Source organism: Yersinia antarctica, from assembly GCF_056636475.1.
In genome coordinates, this window is record NZ_JBSJQF010000001.1 from 1,737,232 (window position 1) to 1,755,611 (window position 18,380).

Sequence of the window (18,380 nt, forward strand, 5' to 3'; positions counted from 1 at the left end):
TTAGAGGAAACAATGAATACCTTAACTTGTTTTAAAGCTTATGATATCCGTGGTCAATTAGGTCCAGAGTTGAATGAAGATATTGCTTACCGTATTGGTCGAGCTTTTGGTGAATATCTAAAACCAAAAACTATCGTTGTCGGTGGCGATGTTCGTTTAACTAGTGAATCATTGAAAATGGCATTGGCAGAAGGTTTGATGGATGCTGGTAGCGATGTATTAGATATTGGTTTAAGTGGAACAGAAGAAATCTATTTCGCCACATTTTATTTAGGTGTTGATGGTGGAGTCGAAGTAACAGCTAGCCATAATCCGATGAATTATAACGGTATGAAGTTAGTTAGAGAAAATGCTAAACCCATTAGCGGTGATACAGGGTTATGCGATATCCAAAAACTTGCTGAAGAAAATAACTTTACTGTACCAGTTCAAAGTAAAAGAGGGAGTTATAAGAAGGTATCGGTCCTTAATGAATATATTGATCATTTGATGGGCTATATTGACTTTAAAAATTTTACCAAGCCTTTGAAGTTAGTAGTAAATTCCGGTAATGGTGCGGCCGGACATGTTATTGATGATATTGAAAAACGTTTTACTGCAGCTCATCTCCCTATAGAATTTGTAACAGTTCACCATCAGCCTGATGGTAATTTCCCCAATGGAATCCCTAATCCGCTGTTACCTGAATGTCGAGCGGACACTGCAAGAGCTGTTACCGAATCTGGTGCAGATATGGGCATAGCATTTGATGGCGATTTCGACCGCTGTTTCTTCTTCGATGAGAGTGGGCAATTTATTGAAGGTTATTATATTGTTGGTTTATTAGCTGAAGCTTTTTTGAAAAAAGAACCTGGTGCCAAGATTATTCATGATCCGCGTTTGACTTGGAATACTATAGATATAGTAGAAAAAGCTGGTGGCATTCCAATTATGTCAAAAACGGGACATGCCTTTATCAAAGAAAGAATGCGTAAAGAAGATGCAATATATGGTGGAGAAATGAGTGCCCACCACTATTTCCGAAATTTTGCATACTGTGATAGTGGTATGATTCCATGGTTGTTAGTTTCTGAATTGCTTTGCGTCAAAAATATGTCTTTGAGCCAATTTGTGGGTGAGCGAATGAAAGCATTCCCGGCCTCTGGTGAGATTAACCGTAAACTCACTGATGCTCACAAACGTATTGCTCAAATTAGAGCTATTTACGAACCTGGTGCGACCAATATTGATTTAACCGATGGTGTCAATATTGAATACAGCGACTGGCGCTTTAATTTAAGAACGTCGAATACAGAGCCGGTTGTGCGCTTGAATGTTGAGTCTTTAGCTAATATTGAACTAATGAATGATAAGACTCAGGAAATTTTAGAATTACTAGGTAGGGAATAACAGTGAAAGAGATGTTATTGGCAATATATCGCTATCGAGGGTTTATTTTTGGCAGCGTAAAGCGTGATTTTCAATCGCGCTATCAGATGAGTATGCTGGGTATTTCTTGGTTAGTATTACAACCGTTATCCATGATTATCGTCTACACTGTCATTTTTTCTCAATTAATGCAAGCTAGGTTACCACAAACATCTGGATCCTTTTCATACAGTATATATTTGTGTTCAGGCATCTTAACCTGGGGGCTTTTTGCGGAGATTATATCTAGAAGTCAAAATGTATTTACCGATAATGCAAATTTATTAAAAAAATTAAACTTCCCTAGAATATGCTTACCAATTATTATTAGCATTTCATCACTACTTAATTTCATTATAATATTCACTATCTTTATTATATTTTTAATACTAAGTGGGAATTTTCCTGGAGTCGTTATTCTAGCAATGGTCCCTCTTCTTATACTACAGATAGTCTTTTCCATAGGTCTAGGAATGACCGTAGGTGTGATCAATGTTTTCTTCCGAGATGTTGGGCAATTTATTAGTATCTTACTCCAATTTTGGTTTTGGTTTACTCCAATAGTATATATGGTTGGAACACTACCCGAATGGGCGCAAAAATTAATTAGATGGAATCCAATGGCTGGACTGATTAATTCTTATCAGAACATTTTTGTTCATGGTCAATGGCCACAAGTGGGACCACTAAAATTAGTCATTGTATTATCTATTGTCTTTTGTTATCTAGGATTTAAGCTATTTAAAAAACACTCGGCAGACATGGTGGATGAACTATAATGAGTAGTATCATAGTAAATAATGTCGGAAAAGCTTATAAGCAATATCCGAATAAATTTAGTAGGTTTATCGAGTGGATCTCTATTCCGGCTAAAAAAAGACATACTGAAAAATGGATATTAAGAGATATAACCTTTACTATTAATCCTGGGGATTCTATAGGTATTATTGGCGTAAATGGTGCAGGGAAAAGTACGTTACTAAAGATGATCACTGGGACGACGACACCTACAACTGGCTCAATACACACTGAGGGAAGAGTTGCTGCGTTGCTCGAGCTAGGTATGGGCTTTCATCCCGATTTCACAGGACGGCAGAATGCGTATATGGCAGGGCAACTTTTAGGCTTCAGTCAAGAAGAGATCAGTGGCATTATGCCGGAGATTGAAAGCTTTGCCGCCGTGGGAGATTATTTTGATAAGCCAGTAAGAACTTATTCAAGTGGGATGCAGGCAAGAGTAGCATTCTCTGTTGCTACAGCCGTAAAACCTGATATTTTAATTGTCGATGAGGCATTAAGTGTCGGGGATTTGGCATTTCAAGCTAAATGTATGCAGCGAATGAATTCTTTATTAGCGGATAAAGTGACTATTCTTTTCGTAAGTCATTCATTAGCGCAAGTCAGACAATTTTGTAATAGAGCAATCTATATTGCTGATGGAAAGATTAAATCTATTGGTGATGCTGCGACTGTTTGTGATTTTTACCAAAATGATCTTGTTGAAAACAAATCTAGCAATAAAAATTCTAAAAATGTTGAGGTTAATTATACTGAGGTTGCAGCGAACGAGATTAAAGTCGATCCTAATCTACGGGCTAATTCATTACTTATAGACACAGGAACCAAGAGCCTAGAATTTATTAGTTTTGATATTCTAAACTCAGATGAGATTGAAAGTAATACTTTCTATGCCCAGGATGAGGTAGTATTTAAAGCTGTCATTCGTTGCAATGACGCTACCCCAGAAGGAGCCGTTATCGGATTATTAATCGGAGATAAGGCAGGTTTCCCTTTACTCAGCATGAATTCCAATTACTATAATAAGAGACTTCCATTAATGAATAAGGGTATGGTGTCTATTATAACTTGGCGATTTAAAATACCATTTTTTATGGGAGATTACAGAGTAGATATAGGTATAAAAGAGGACCCGTATTCCCCTAACTTTTATGATAGAGTTTTTTGTGCAAAGGTATTTACCGTGAATACCCCTAGTAATCTTTTAAAAAATAATTTTGGAGGGATACTTTATGTTCCAGCAGATGTTGAAATTTTTCAAAAATAATAAAGATACTACTAACGTAGATTATTCTCAGAATACTAGTGAAGTTAGCAATGTATCTGTTGAAGAATACTTAGATGAAACTAAAGATTATTCCCTTTATAGCGGTGAACGGCAGACCTCTAATACAATTGATGGTATTCGGCGTGATCATACGTCAAGATATGAGTTGGCTATAGAGATCATAAGACAGAAAAAACACATCATCATAAATGCGGCAGATATTTTTTGCGGGAATGGATATGGTATTTTTATGTTATCTTCTGAATTCGAACAGGCCAATTTTATTGGCCTTGATGGTTCTTCTGAAGCGATCTTAGAAGCTAATAAAAATTACGTTAAAGAAAATAATATTTTCGCGAATAAACTTTTTCCATTCACATTGCCCGTCAATGTATTTGATGTAATAACCTGCTTTGAGTCACTTGAGCACGTAGATAAAGATGAACAACTTTTTGACGAAATCAAAAAATCATGTAAAAAAGATGGATTGATTATAGTTTCTGTACCCAATCAGGAGAAACACAGTTTAGATCTGAATCCACATAAATTTCATTTTAGACATTACACTCATTTAGATTTTTTATCTAAATTCAGCGATGGTTTAGAATTGCTAACATGGTATGGCCAAGATGTTTATCAATTTGATGAGCATGGAATCAATACACATCAATTGTTGAATGAAAATGCAATGTTGCCTGTTGAAAAGGTTCAAGGCCAGGTAAATATATATGTATTCCAAAAAAGATAATAAATATATATTCTTTTGGTTACCTTATGATGTGAAATATACGCATAAAACTTTTTTAACTAGCTTATATTTAGCACTAGATAGGTTTCCAATCAAAAATGCTATTCATATAGGCCAAAAAAAAATTTTCGAACCTCCATCTGCTGATATACCTGATAATTGGTTAGCATCTTATGATGCTAACATCCCCACAGAAGATTTATTAACATCGATTGATAAAGTTTTAATCAATCCTGAAATATTTGATGAATTGGAGAAAAAATACAAATCAAAAAATATTGTTTGGGGAAAGTTATTAACTGAGCGGTATTTACCTCTTGAGATTTTACTAAATGACATTTTTAATGATTTAGTATCAAAGTATGAAATTTCTGCCATTGTGCTGTGGTGTAATATTCCTAGTGTTGCTTATATTGCTGAGCAGATGAAAATAAAAGTTATACACAATGAGATGGGGCCTCTGCGAGCACCTAATTATGTAGGAACTTGCTATTTTGATTTCAGCGGCGTGAATGGCAATACAGAAGCTAGTAAAAGGTTTACTTCTTTTAGCAAAGAAAAAGATTTTATTGAGATTACTCAGTTTGATAGAAATTACTTATTAAATTTACTTAAAATAGAAGGGCAAGAAAAAGAAAGATTGATTGAAGAAGTATATGATATTGGTGTTCCATTACAAGTAGAAGATGATTCAAATATTATTGCATTTTCAAATGGATTCTCTAATTTTGAGTTGATAAATTATTGTCGCTCTTTATCAAATGATATTTTGATTCGTAAACATCCTTCTGGATATATAAATTACTCTGAGATAACTGCAAATAGTGAGGTGTTAACTCCCCAAGATTTTATAGATAAATGTCGGAATATAGTGACTATAAATTCTAGTGTTGGTCTCGAAGCTATTTTATATGGAAAAAAGACAATAATCTTAGGTGATTCCCCATTCAAGTTATTAAGTGAATGTACGGATAGAGAATATGCTGGTAAATTTCTTGATTTTACTGTTCTAAATTATTTAATTCCATTAGAGTTTCTATATGATAAAAATTATTATGACTGGAGACTCTCAAATCTTAGTGAAAAGGAAATCCGCAATTTTCATCTTAACTATTATTTAGAAAAACTTATGGAGAGGAAAATGCTTTTTAATGAACTTAGAAAGGAAATTAGTGAGTTCACTAGTAAGCTTAATGAACTTAACCAAGAAGTTTGTGAGCTAAATAATAAAGTCAATGAAATTAAGGATGAATTAGATTGCTATAAAAGGGATAGCTCGCGAGAGGAAATTAATATAATAAAATTTTGTAAGAATATGATATCACTGATAGTCAAGCCTATAAAATATTTTATTAATTCAGTCAGAAGTAAAAAAACAAAGGAATGAAGTCATATATCTATAACAAAATGGTTCTTTTTTTTTGAAATGAGTATCCTCATTAAAATAAGTTATTATTTGAAGGTAAATATGAAAAGTAAGGTGCTTTTGTTAAGTACATATCCGTTAGTCAAACCACGGCATGGGGGGCAAATAAGATTAGCTAATATTAAAAAGGTATATGAAAGTAATGGTTTTGACATAATAAATTTTGCTTTATACGAGCCTGAAAACTATCCTAAAAGTGATGTTGATTCTCATGATCTACCTTTTGATTTTAATTCACCTTATAGGAAATTTGATGGAAAATTAGTTCCACTTATTACTGACCTTCAATGTGGCGAATATGTATCTAAAGATAGGGATTTTTTTGATAAACTGATAAAAATAATACCTAAAGATATTGATGTTATACATGTTGAGCAGCCTTGGTTATGGCCTTTGACTGAGCGATTAATTAGTGAATTTTTTGTTAGAAGGCCTATATTAATATATGGTTCACAAAATATTGAATGGATACTTAAAAAAGATATTTTAGAAAGTTATTCAATCATCGAAGCTGAATCTATTATCCAAAAAATAAAAGAATTAGAAATTAGTGCAGCTCAACAAGCTGATATTGTATGTGCTGTAACAGAAAGTGATTCAGATGTATTATCTACTTATGGTGCACAGAATGTAATTCTTGCCAGAAATGGAATTTCAAAATGGACAGCGGCAAAGGATCGACTAGATTATTGGCGAAGTCAATTACCAATGGTCCCTTGGATTTTGTATGTGGCTAGCGGACACCCCCCTAACTTTACGGGTTTTAAAGCCTGTATCGGTGATTCTTTAGCTTGTATACCTCCAGACTCCAAACTTGTCGTTGTTGGCAGTGTGTGCGAAAGTCTTTACGGTCAATTAGTTGATACTGATTACAATAGTATAAATAAAAGTAGGCTTCAGTTACTTTATATGCTCTCAGATGAAGATTTGGCTGCAGTAAAGGAACTTGCAACGGCTTTTCTTTTGCCAATTCCACATGGTGGTGGATCTAATATCAAAACTGCAGAAGCAATTTTTTCGAAAAAATATGTTATTGCCACTGAAACAGCATTAAGAGGCTATGAACGTTATAAAGATCTTGATAAAATAAAAATTTGTCATAATAGTCAGGATTTTACTTCATCTATCAGGTCTATCTTAAACGATAAATCGCAATGCACTACAACTGAAGAGCCGAATAACCTAGATGATTTACTTTGGGAACATTGCCTTCAGATTATTCCACAAACTGTAAAAAAAGTAATTGAGGGAAAATAAATGTCATCTATCTGGATGGACGTTACTACTATTAGTAAATGGAATCGTCCTGCTGTTGGAATAATTAGAGTCGAAGCTGAATGTGCAAAATATGCTATTGGACAAACTGATGATGATATAAAATTCTGTGTATATGATCCTCTCGTCGGGTATTATGAAGTTAGTCGGGATACTGTAAACTCCTATTTTGCTAATTTTTCTAAATATCAAAAAAAATCAATATTAATTGACGATGCATCTAAAATAGGATTTGAACAGAGGCTAAAGACTTTGTTTTTGAAGTATAACTCCAAACTACCTCGTTCTATTTCATCTTCTTTACATTCGTTTCTTGTCAGAAAAAAAAGTGCTTTTGGATATTTTCTTGGTAGTGCAAGGCACCTGAAGGCTGGTCTAAAAGAACTCTTCGCTAAACATGAAAAAAATTCTTCTCATGTAAAAGCTAAAGCCAATAAATTAGAAAGGGATTCTCCTTTTGCAGCGAATGATATTTATTTATCCTTAGGACTGGATTGGGATCAGAAAGACTTAACCTATTTATATTCTCTTAAAAAAGAGTTTTCTTTAAACGTTATATTATTTTGCTATGACGTAATTCCAGTGAAACTGCCTCACCTTTGTGTCGGTAATGTTTCAGCTGCCTTTAGGCATTATTTTTCAAATGTGGCGTGGTGTGCTGATAAAATATTATGTATCTCAGACTGTTCCAGAAAAGATCTCCGTGAACTTTTAGTTGAAATGGGTACACCAATTCCTGAATTAAATGTTATACAATTGGGATGTGATTTCCCTAATTTGAAAAATAATGAAGTAGTGGAATTACCAGCTGATCTTAAACATAGTGAATATATTCTTTTTGTGTCAACAGTTGAAAGAAGAAAAAATCATGAAGTTTTATATAAGGCATATATCAATCTAATAGAGGAAAAGTGTGAGAATTTACCTATACTCGTATTTGTAGGTATGCCCGGTTGGGGAGTTCATGATTTTCTTCAAGATATTGCTCTTGACCCTAGAGTAAAAGATAAAATTAAAATTTTCAATAATATTGAAGATAGCATGCTCTCACTTTTGTATAGAAACAGCCTCTTCAGTGTATATCCGTCGTTGTATGAAGGCTGGGGACTACCTGTATCTGAAAGTCTAGCATATGGAAAATTTTGCTTAGCTTCAAATGCAGCCTCTATACCAGAAGCTGGAGGAGACTTTATTGAGTATATATCTCCTTGGGATGTTGTTGGTTGGACTGAAGCGCTTAAGAAGTATATTTATAACAAAGAATTACTTGTGGATAAAGAGTACAGTATAAGGAATTATTATAAAGTTAACTCTTGGAGTTTATCTGCCGAGACTATTTTTGAACAAGTAAAAGCTATTAATAAATAAAACAGAGGTTAGAATGAAAACTGCAGTAATTACCGGTATTACAGGTCAAGATGGTGCATATCTGGCTGAATTGTTACTTGAAAAAGGCTATAAAGTTTATGGCACTTATCGCCGTACCAGTTCTGTAAACTTCTGGCGTATTGAAGAATTAGGTATCGACAAACATCCTAATCTCCATTTAGTCGAATATGACCTCACTGATCTTTCTGCTAGCATCCGTTTGTTGCAATCAACACAAGCAACGGAAGTTTATAACCTTGCTGCTCAAAGTTTTGTTGGTGTTTCTTTCGATCAACCTGTAACAACGGCGGAAATTACAGGTATTGGTCCACTGAACTTATTAGAAGCCATTCGTATTGTTAATACTAAAATTCGTTTTTATCAGGCATCTACTTCTGAAATGTTCGGAAAAGTTCAAGCTATACCACAAATCGAAGAGACTCCATTCTATCCGCGTAGTCCTTATGGTGTAGCTAAGTTATACGCGCACTGGATGACAATCAACTATCGCGAGAGTTACGGTATTTTTGGTTGTAGTGGTATTCTCTTTAATCATGAGTCTCCTCTGCGTGGACGTGAGTTTGTTACCCGTAAAATTACAGATTCAGTCGCAAAAATTAAATTAGGTAAACTGGATATTCTTGAATTAGGGAATATGGATGCCAAACGTGACTGGGGTTTTGCAAAAGAATATGTAGAAGGCATGTGGCGTATGCTGCAAGCAGATGTTCCTGATACTTTTGTTCTGGCGACCAACCGTACCGAGACTGTACGTGATTTCGTATCTATGGCATTTAAAGCTGCAGGTTTCAATTTGCGATTTGAGGGTAAAGATGACAATGAAGTTGGGATCGACATTGAAACAGGAAATACTTTAGTTAAAGTTAATCCGAAGTTCTACCGCCCTGCTGAAGTTGAATTGTTAATTGGTAACCCTCAAAAAGCCAAGGATATATTTGGTTGGGAGCCTAAAACTACATTAGAAGAACTTTGCCAGATGATGGTGGAAGAAGATCTCCGTCGTAATCAACAAGGTTTCTCATTCTGATGGTAATGAATGGCAAACGTGCCCTGATCACCGGTATTCAGGGATTTACGGGCCATTATATGGCAGCGGAGTTATCCGCTGCCGGCTACCGGGTATTTGGTTTAGGTTCACAGCCTTCAAATGAGCCTGATTATTTTCAAGTGGATTTACTTGATGCTAACGGGCTTACTTCTATTATTGAGCAGGTGAGACCGGATCTTGTTATTCACCTTGCTGCAATTGCATTTGTCGGGCACGGAGATCCTGGCGCTTTTTATGATGTCAATGTTGTTGGTACCAGGAATTTATTGGCCGCATTGAGTAGTGTTGCCGATACTATAGACGCAGTTTTGCTTGCCAGCAGTGCTAATGTTTATGGTAACACCCAAGCTGGTATGTTGAGTGAAACAGCTGTGGTGAATCCTGCTAATGATTATGCCGTCAGCAAGTTAGCCATGGAATATATGGCTAAATTATGGTCTGAAAAATTACCGATTATCATTGTTCGTCCCTTTAACTATACCGGTGTTGGGCAATCAAATAATTTCTTATTGCCTAAAATAGTTTCTCACTTCAAACGTAAAGCCGACGAAATAGAGTTAGGCAATTTAGACGTATGGCGTGACTTTACGGATGTTAGAGCATTAGTAAAAGCATATTTAGGCCTACTAACAGCCAAACCTATTGGCGAGATTGTTAACGTCTGCTCTGGTAGAACCTATTCATTACGTGAAGTAATTAGCATATGCGAAGAAATAACCTCACACAGTCTATCAATTCGCGTTAATCCAGCTTTTATTCGTGCTAATGAAGTAAAAACGTTATGCGGTGATGCGAGCAAATTACAAAGTATTGTTGATGGATGGAATACGCCGCCATTAGAGCAAACACTACGTTGGATGCTGGAAAGAAAATAATGAGAGTGGTTTTTTCTATTGACTCTATTAAATACCCACTGACGGGTATTGGCCGCTACACATATGAGTTAGCCCGAGAGCTGCAAAACAATGACGATATCTCAGATCTGTTGTTTTTACAGGGTAGAAAAATATCTCGGGATTTGCCTGCTGTTAAGGCTGAGTCGAGTGCTACTTCAGGGTTAAAAACTGCGGTAAAAAATAGTGCAATTGCGAGTGAGTTGTATCGGCTTTCTGCTCCGTGGCTAAAAAGTTTGGCATTAAAACCTTACCAGGGTTTTATTTACCATAGCACCAATTTTTATTTACCCCCGCGAGTTGATAATGCTGTCTCAACTTTCCATGATCTTTCGATTTTTAAATGGCCACAGTGCCATCCAGAAAATCGTGTACGATATATGCAAAAAGAATTATTACTCACGATAAAAAGGGCGAAAGTCTTAATTACTGACTCTGAATTTACTCGTAAAGAGTTAGCCGAGTATTTTGATTACCCTATTGAAAAAATAGTTTCAGCGCCGTTAGCCAGTAGTGGTGAATTTTATCCACGAGAGTATGTGTCTCTGCAAAATTTAATGACCCGATTGAACTTGGTTGCAGGACAATACACATTATTTACCGGTACTATCGAACCAAGAAAAAATATTGCAACCTTACTTGATGTTTATGAACGCATGCCTTTGGATCTTCGCTCTCGGTATCCCTTGGTAATATGTGGCTTCTCTGGATGGAACAGTGAGTCATTACATCGCCGTTTTGAATTAGCCACACAACAAGGCTGGTTACTATACCTTGGTTATTTAAGTTCGGATGATCTTCCTTTGCTTTTTTCTGGTGCAAGGACATTTCTATTTCCTTCATTATATGAGGGGTTTGGCTTACCCGTTCTTGAGGCTATGGCATCAGGTATCCCTGTCGTTTGTTCAAATGCGGCATCATTGCCTGAGGTCATAGGTGAGTCGGGTCTAATGTGCGATGCCTTGGATGTTGAGGGGCTGACTACCGCTATCGTTAAAAGTCTGCAGGATGAAGGATGGCGAAATAAGGCGATAGCAGCAGGGCTCGCCAGAGCTAGTACATTCTCCTGGAAACGGTGCACTCAGGAAACAATTAAAGCCTATAAGCAGGTATAATAATATAATGCTAAAAGTACTGCATTTTTATAAAACATATTACCCAGATTCTTTCGGCGGTATTGAACAGGTTATTTTTCAATTATGTGAAGGTGGAGCGAGTAAAGGTATTGATTCTACAGTGCTTTCTTTAAGTAAACGAGGTGGTATTATAAATAAAAAAATAGGAACACATACCGTATATTGTTCACCTGTAAATTTTGAAGCGGCCTCAACTCCTTTTTCTTTTCAAGCGATTAAAGATTTCAAAAAATTGGCGCAGCAGGCTGACATTATTCATTATCATTTTCCGTTTCCTTTTATGGATATGGTTCACTTTATATCTGGTATTAATAAACCAACGGTTGTTAGTTATCATTCTGATATTGTTAAGCAAAAAAATATTTTAAAGATATATACACCATTGATGAATCTATTTCTTGGTAGTGTTTCCCGGATTGTTGCTGCATCGCCAAATTATGTTGCCACAAGTGTAACTTTAAAGAAATTCTCTCGAAAAGTAAGTGTGATACCTTACGGTTTAGATGAGGATTCATATCCAACGCCACTCTCTGAACGCATTGATTTCTGGAAAAATAAATTCGGAACACGTTTTTTTCTGTTTATTGGTGCCTTTCGTTATTATAAAGGTCTTCACATTCTAATCGAAGCAGCTAAAAATTCATCTTATCCGATTGTGATTGTCGGAGCTGGCCCAATTGAATCAGAGTTAAAAAAACAGGCGGAAAAATTAGATATACATAATATCTATTTTCTTGGTGCCGTATCTGACGAAGATAAAGCTTCATTACTATCACTTTGTTATGCCGTAGTCTTTCCATCACATTTGCGTTCTGAGGCTTTTGGCATCACCTTATTAGAGGGCGCGATGTATGGTAAGCCTCTAATTTCGAGTGAGATTGGTACAGGTACGACATTTATAAATATTGATCAACAGACTGGATTAGTTGTTCCCCCATCGGATCCTGTCGCGTTGAGAACTGCGATGGATCAGTTATGGGATGATATTGAGTTATCAGAAAAGTTTGGCCGAAATGCCCGAAATCGCTATTTAGAAAATTTTACCTCCGAGAAAATGGTTTCGAGTTATATAGACTTATATAATGAAATTATCGATAAGTAAGCATTATTGCTAGAAAGTCTAAGACATTATTACTATTTTGATTTGGCTAAGATATTAATCTATAACTTGTTGAAATTATTATTGCTACATTTAAGAATGTAATCAAAGACGTTCTGATGTAAGCTTGTACAAAGTTAAAGGAATAATGAGTAATCATAGATTATTTGACTAATTATTATAGAGTTAATCCTGTAAGTTTTGCTGTCCAAAGTTGAAGAGGTCATAGTAATGAAGTGTTTAAAAGCGGTCATTCCTGTTGCCGGGCTTGGTACCCGAATGCTGCCAGCGACTAAAGCGATCCCAAAGGAAATGCTGCCGGTGGTGGATAAGCCTCTGATCCAATATATCGTTAATGAATGTGTGGCCGCCGGAGTAAAAGAGATAGTGCTGGTCAGCCATTCCTCTAAAAATGCGATAGAAAACCATTTTGATACATCATTTGAGCTGGAAGCTGCACTGGAATCACGTGTTAAGCGGCAGCTATTGCAAGAGATTAAAAATATCTGCCCGCCGGATGTCACTATCATGCAAGTGCGCCAAGGCCATGCCAAGGGCTTGGGGCATGCGGTATTGTGTGCCCAACCGATGGTGGGTGATAACCCATTTATTGTGCTGCTACCAGACGTTTTACTTGATGATTCAACAGCAGATTTATCTAAAGAAAATCTTGCTAGTATGATTAAGCGCTTTGAAGAGACCGGGCGTAGCCAGATCATGGTGGAGCCGGTGCCTAAAGCTGATGTTTCCAAGTACGGTATTGCTGATTGTGATCATGTAGCTTTGTCTCCGGGTGAAAGTACCCTAATGACGGCAGTGGTAGAGAAGCCCTCACTTGCTGATGCGCCTTCTAATCTTGCCGTGGTTGGGCGTTATGTATTGTCAAAAGACATTTGGCCGCTGTTGAAGAAAACGCCACGCGGGGCGGGTGATGAAATTCAGCTTACTGATGCCATTGCGATGTTAATGGAGCAAGAGGATGTAGAGGCTTTTCATATGACCGGTAAATCGCACGACTGCGGGGACAAATTGGGTTATATGAAAGCCTTCGTCACTTATGGCGTGCGCCATAACACCGAGGGCGAGAGCTTTACCGCCTGGCTGAAACAGCAAATTGACTAACTTCAGCTTAGCGGCTGAGTAGGAATAGATTTTAAATTCGCTTCAAGAAATCAGTAGGTTAATTATGACCAAATTGAAAGCAGTGATCCCAGTTGCCGGTTTAGGTATGCGAATGCTTCCCGCGACTAAAGCCATTCCAAAAGAAATGCTGCCTATTGTCGATAAACCATTGATCCAATATGTGGTGAACGAATGTGTTGCTGCTGGTATTAAAGAAATCATTCTGATAACCCATTCTTCGAAAAATGCGGTAGAAAACCATTTCGATACGTCTTATGAGCTGGAAGCCATGCTGGAAGCGCGTGTGAAACGTCAGCTATTGGATGAGGTACAATCTATCTGTCCACCGGGTGTGACTATCATGCATATCCGTCAAGGGCATCCTGAAGGTTTGGGGCATGCGGTGTTATGTGCCAAACCGCTAGTGGGTGACTCACCCTTTGCAGTATTGTTGCCGGATGTCTTGATTGATGACGCCAAGTCGGATTTAACCCGTGATAATTTGGCTCAGTTAGTTAAACGATTTGAAGAATCTGGTACCAGCCAGGTATTGGTGCATGCCGTAGAACCTGAAGCATTATCCAACTACTCGGTTATCTCCTGTGAAGTGTCAGATTTAGCACCTGGTGAAAGTAGCCGGATTAACGCGATGGTTGAGAAACCGCAAAGCCCGGCTGACCTCAAATCCAATCTGTCGGCTGTAGGGCGTTATGTTTTGTCTGCTGATATTTGGCCAATGCTGGAAAAAACCAAGCCTGGTGCTTGGGGTCGTATCCAACTGACTGATGCTATTGATGCATTAGCCGCTGAGAAACAGGTAGATGCCGTCGCTTTAACCGGTCAATCCTATAACTGTGGTGAGAAGCTCGGATATATGCAGGCTTATGTCGCCTACGGTCTGCGCCATCCAAAGCAAGGTGCAGAATTTAAAGCCTGGTTGAAAGAGTTTATGGGTAGCTAGGTTCGGTATCATTGAATGATAATCGAGTAGTCATTGGAAACTGTCTAGTTTAAACATCTTTGAGTATGCTACCTTCTGCAGTCAAAATATTTTTTATCGACACTAATCAATATTTATATTTGGTTGGTGTTTATGACATTATTTATAGCCTTTGAGTTACTTTGAGAAGTTGAAAATATAGAAATAAATCAGTTAAAATATCTATTTAGTTATATTCTGCAAAAGAAGTATTTTGGCTATTGAAGTCGTATTGTTAAATTTATCTAAGTAGTGATGGATGATTAAAATTTTTATTTATGGCAATATTTTAATTAAAATATTAAATTTACACATAAGAAAATTACGATATGATTTTTACCAAGCAATTTTTTATCTATATATCAATTGGTGTCATTTCGGCCTTGGTTGATATAGTAATGCTAAAAATTTCTATGTATTATTACAGCGGTATAATGGAATCAACGCTGATTGGTTATATATCAGGCTTGATAGTTAACTATATACTGCATAGCATTTTTACTTTTAAGACATCAATGGCTATTTCAAAGATTTTGAAATACCTTGTAGTTGTTTTCGTTAACTATTGGATAACAGTGTTTATTATATTTATTTCAGTTTTTTATTTTAGTGATGTTATATATGGAAAAATAATCTCCTTACCTATAATCGCTTTCATTGGTTATATCACAAGTAAGAGATGGATATATGTGTAGTGATCCGAAATTGCATCTGAATTTGAAAGGAAAGGTTGATTTATGATACATGGAAAAAATAAAAACTCAATTATTTTTTTTATTAGTTGTTGTGTGGCAACTATGTTGGTTATTTATCGGGGGCAGATACTTAATGGTTTTACATTTATTTCTGGAGATTCATATGATTATGTGATTTCTTCATCTATACTTGAACATTGGTATAATGTATTTAAAGGGCTATCTCATTGGGCAGAGACTAATTACTATTATCCTTATAAAAATACTATAGCGCAAACTGATGCTTATTTTATCGTGGCCATCTTTTATTCAGTATTTAGGTTCATTGGGATAGAGCCATTCCTTGCTTCAGAGTTATCGAGTGTTACTTTGAGGTTTGTTGGTTTTATATCAATATTTTTCTTTCTTAGAAAAATATTTCATATTCCTGTTGGCTGGGCTTTGCTTGGATCCATTTTATTTACTATAAATAATGCTATGGTAAGTCATAATTCACGGCTTCAATTAGCTACTGTAGCTTTAGCTCCACTGCTCTCGTACCTTATTTATAAAACAATAAATAACTTATTGATAAATAATAATAAGTTATTTAGATGGTATGGTATCTCTTTTGGGATTATGTATGGAGCATGGTGTTTAACCTGTTTTTATATGGCTTGGTTTTGGACATATTTTGTTTTGGTTTTTTTATCTCTCTTTGTAATTTTTAATTACAAAGATGTAATTTATGGTTTATCAAAAATAAAAATTGATAGGAATAAACTCATATCAATTTTTGTTGTTTTTGTTACGTTTATTTTATCAATTATACCTTTTTTATATGTTTTTTATCCTAAATCTCAAGAAGTAAAATTACGAACATATGATATGGTTCTAAACAATACTATACCAGTTTATGATGCTCTGCAGCTTGGGATAAATAATTATTTGTTTGGGAGTGTTTATAATAAAATATTGTTGTTTATTAATCCACAATATACTATATCTAGTGAGTATTATAATACTGGTGTTAGCCCGATACTATTCCTATTATTTTTATTTTCGTCAGCCTATATATTTAAAAATAGAAAAACATCTGTTGTTGGAAAAGTAATTTTTATTCTTTTTTTAACAACAAGTATTACATGGTTATCCGTAATGAATTTTTTCGGTCACAGTCTTTGGTTCTTTGTATATACCATAGTCCCTGGGGCTAAAGCTTTTAATGCTGTATCAACTTATCAGATTTTTTTAGCTTTCCCAATAGTAGTAATTGCCGTGAATTTCTTATCGGTTTTAAAAATTAAAAACATTTATTTATTTTTAATTGCAATGCTAGCTATAGCCTCAGAATTAAGTGCTCAGCATCTTGTATTTAATCGTCAAGAGGAAATTGAAAAAGTTACTGTTGCAACAGCACCTCCTTCTGACTGCCAAGCTTTTTATATCCTTGGCTGGAGTCCTGATAAGATCAGCAAGACATTTCCTGACTGGGTAAATAACATGTATTCACATAATGTTACTGCAATGATGATTGCTGAATTAGTTAATTTGCCTACTGTAAATGGTATCGCATCATTTAATATGCCTGATTGGAATTTTGCTAGTCCTGAGTTTTCTAACTATCCTGAAAGGATTCATGAATATGCTAAGAATCATAACGTAAAAAATCTATGCTCATATAATCCTAATACAAAACAGTGGAAATTAGATTAAATTTAATTAGGTAATTTTATTTTTCTATTTATTCAAATTGGAGTGAACATGATATACACTTCTAAAGTGGCGGTGGTACTTCCTTGTTATAAAGTAAAACAGCATATCCTTTCTGTACTTGATAAAATTGATAATTTAGTTGATAAAATCTATGTTATTGATGATTGTTGCCCAGAAAAATCTGGACAATATGTTGAAGAAAATTCACAAGATATTCGGGTGTCAGTTATTTATAATTCTGCGAATATGGGAGTTGGAGGGGCTGTACTTTCTGGTTATGCTGCCGCGATAAAAGACGGCATAGATATTGTTGTAAAGGTAGATGGTGATGGTCAAATGGACCCGCATCTTATTAAATACTTTATAGCTCCAATATCTAGAGGAGACGCAGATTACACAAAAGGAAATCGTTTTTATGATATTGATACTTTGAAGTCAATGCCGAAAGTTAGAGTTTTTGGGAACGCAGTTCTTTCATTTCTTACTAAATTCTCATCCGGATATTATAATTTATTTGATCCCACTAATGGATATACAGCTATTTCGATAACTGCACTAAAACGTTTGCCATTAGATAAAATTAGTAAGAGATATTTTTTCGAGTCAGATATTCTTTTCAGACTAAATGTAATAAGAGCAAAGGTTGTTGACATACCTATGGATGCAGTTTATGGGAATGAAGTGTCTAATTTAAATATAAAAAAAATAATGTTTCCTTTCCTTAAAGGTAACATAAATAACTTTCTTAAAAGAATTTTCTATAATTATTTTTTAAGAGGTTTTTCTATTGCATCATTAGAGCTGTTTTTTGGTGTGATGTTTTTTTCTTTTGGTGCAATTAATGGTCTTGTTTCTTGGTATAGTTCTTTGGCTACAGGTCAACCAGCCACTAGTGGTACAGTAATGTTAGCAGCATTACCAGTAATGTTAGGTGTTCAATTATTACTGTCTTTTATCCAAGCCGATGTTGAAAATCAACCCCAAATAGCACTGACACGTTTATTAAAAGATGAGCATCTACACTAAATATTCCTTATTACATACATAAAATATAGTATGTATTCTCACTTTACTCTCAGACTAAATATATTCTCTATTTAGTCTGAATTAATAAAAGCTCTCATGTTTTAAATAGAGTCCTAATGTATTTGAGGTTAAAGTAAAACTAATTTTAGATGTTCTAATAGGTGTAGATCTAGAAAAATTGATAACTCGATGTACAATCCTAGAACGGTTTTATTCCAGTTTTTCCTGCTGCGGTAACTAATTTTGAATACACCTATCCATTCTGATTATCTGATAGTTTCACCTGATTAACCATTGCGAACAGCAACTGGTCAGTTGTGCTATCTATCGCACCAATCACTACCCAGCTGACATAATCCTGAGTTAACATGTTTCCC

General features: G+C 35.5%; 16 protein-coding genes. All 16 read left to right on the plus strand.

The genetic code is table 11. The annotated features are described in order from the left end of the window. Positions 1–12: 12 nt before the first annotated feature. Positions 13–1,389, plus strand: coding sequence for a phosphomannomutase CpsG (gene cpsG / locus ACWJJO_RS08025; protein WP_481091571.1), 1,377 nt, complete (start codon positions 13–15; stop codon positions 1,387–1,389). An 11-nt stretch (positions 1,390–1,400) separates the two neighbouring features. Continuing rightward, entirely contained in the window at positions 1,401–2,186 is a 786-nt protein-coding gene (locus ACWJJO_RS08030; protein ID WP_083163770.1) for an ABC transporter permease, read from the plus strand. Then, positions 2,186–3,472 (plus strand): ABC transporter ATP-binding protein, encoded by a 1,287-nt coding sequence (locus ACWJJO_RS08035; RefSeq protein WP_442847967.1) that lies wholly within the window; start codon positions 2,186–2,188, stop codon positions 3,470–3,472. The genes ACWJJO_RS08030 and ACWJJO_RS08035 overlap by 1 nt, the downstream gene beginning before the upstream one ends. Next, positions 3,438–4,220: a class I SAM-dependent methyltransferase gene (locus ACWJJO_RS08040; protein ID WP_083159348.1), complete on the plus strand. Its 783-nt coding sequence runs from the start codon at positions 3,438–3,440 to the stop codon at positions 4,218–4,220. The genes ACWJJO_RS08035 and ACWJJO_RS08040 overlap by 35 nt, the downstream gene beginning before the upstream one ends. Next, positions 4,201–5,607, plus strand: coding sequence for a GT99 family glycosyltransferase N-terminal domain-containing protein (locus ACWJJO_RS08045; RefSeq protein ID WP_481090895.1), 1,407 nt, complete (start codon positions 4,201–4,203; stop codon positions 5,605–5,607). Before ACWJJO_RS08040 ends, ACWJJO_RS08045 begins: the two co-directional genes overlap by 20 nt. Positions 5,608–5,688: 81 nt before the next feature. Next, positions 5,689–6,903, plus strand: a complete 1,215-nt coding sequence (locus tag ACWJJO_RS08050) for a glycosyltransferase family protein (protein ID WP_083159346.1) — start codon at positions 5,689–5,691, stop codon at positions 6,901–6,903. Continuing rightward, on the plus strand, positions 6,904–8,289 hold the full coding sequence (locus ACWJJO_RS08055) for a glycosyltransferase family 4 protein (RefSeq protein WP_083159345.1): 1,386 nt from the start codon (positions 6,904–6,906) through the stop codon (positions 8,287–8,289). Positions 8,290–8,302: 13 nt separating this feature from the next. Next, positions 8,303–9,337 (plus strand): GDP-mannose 4,6-dehydratase, encoded by a 1,035-nt coding sequence (gmd, locus tag ACWJJO_RS08060; protein ID WP_481090896.1) that lies wholly within the window; start codon positions 8,303–8,305, stop codon positions 9,335–9,337. Positions 9,338–9,342: 5 nt separating this feature from the next. Beyond that, entirely contained in the window at positions 9,343–10,233 is an 891-nt protein-coding gene (locus ACWJJO_RS08065) for a GDP-mannose 4,6-dehydratase (RefSeq protein WP_442848348.1), read from the plus strand. Further along, entirely contained in the window at positions 10,233–11,366 is a 1,134-nt protein-coding gene (locus ACWJJO_RS08070) for a glycosyltransferase family 4 protein (protein ID WP_083159342.1), read from the plus strand. The genes ACWJJO_RS08065 and ACWJJO_RS08070 overlap by 1 nt, the downstream gene beginning before the upstream one ends. A gap of 7 nt (positions 11,367–11,373) precedes the next feature. Then, the gene (locus ACWJJO_RS08075; RefSeq protein ID WP_083159341.1) at positions 11,374–12,489 is read left to right on the plus strand and encodes a glycosyltransferase family 4 protein; all 1,116 of its coding nucleotides are present in this window, start codon (positions 11,374–11,376) and stop codon (positions 12,487–12,489) included. Between the two features lie 228 nt (positions 12,490–12,717). Next, positions 12,718–13,608, plus strand: a complete 891-nt coding sequence (gene galU, locus ACWJJO_RS08080; protein ID WP_083159340.1) for a UTP--glucose-1-phosphate uridylyltransferase GalU — start codon at positions 12,718–12,720, stop codon at positions 13,606–13,608. Between the two features lie 64 nt (positions 13,609–13,672). Further along, positions 13,673–14,569, plus strand: coding sequence for a UTP--glucose-1-phosphate uridylyltransferase GalU (galU, locus tag ACWJJO_RS08085; RefSeq protein WP_083159339.1), 897 nt, complete (start codon positions 13,673–13,675; stop codon positions 14,567–14,569). A 347-nt stretch (positions 14,570–14,916) separates the two neighbouring features. Beyond that, the gene (locus ACWJJO_RS08090; RefSeq protein ID WP_083159338.1) at positions 14,917–15,282 is read left to right on the plus strand and encodes a GtrA family protein; all 366 of its coding nucleotides are present in this window, start codon (positions 14,917–14,919) and stop codon (positions 15,280–15,282) included. Positions 15,283–15,324: 42 nt separating this feature from the next. Continuing rightward, entirely contained in the window at positions 15,325–16,977 is a 1,653-nt protein-coding gene (locus ACWJJO_RS08095) for a hypothetical protein (RefSeq protein ID WP_481090897.1), read from the plus strand. A 48-nt stretch (positions 16,978–17,025) separates the two neighbouring features. Continuing rightward, complete coding sequence (locus tag ACWJJO_RS08100; protein ID WP_083159336.1) at positions 17,026–18,003, plus strand: glycosyltransferase family 2 protein; 978 nt, start codon at positions 17,026–17,028, stop codon at positions 18,001–18,003. Positions 18,004–18,380: the final 377 nt, after the last annotated feature.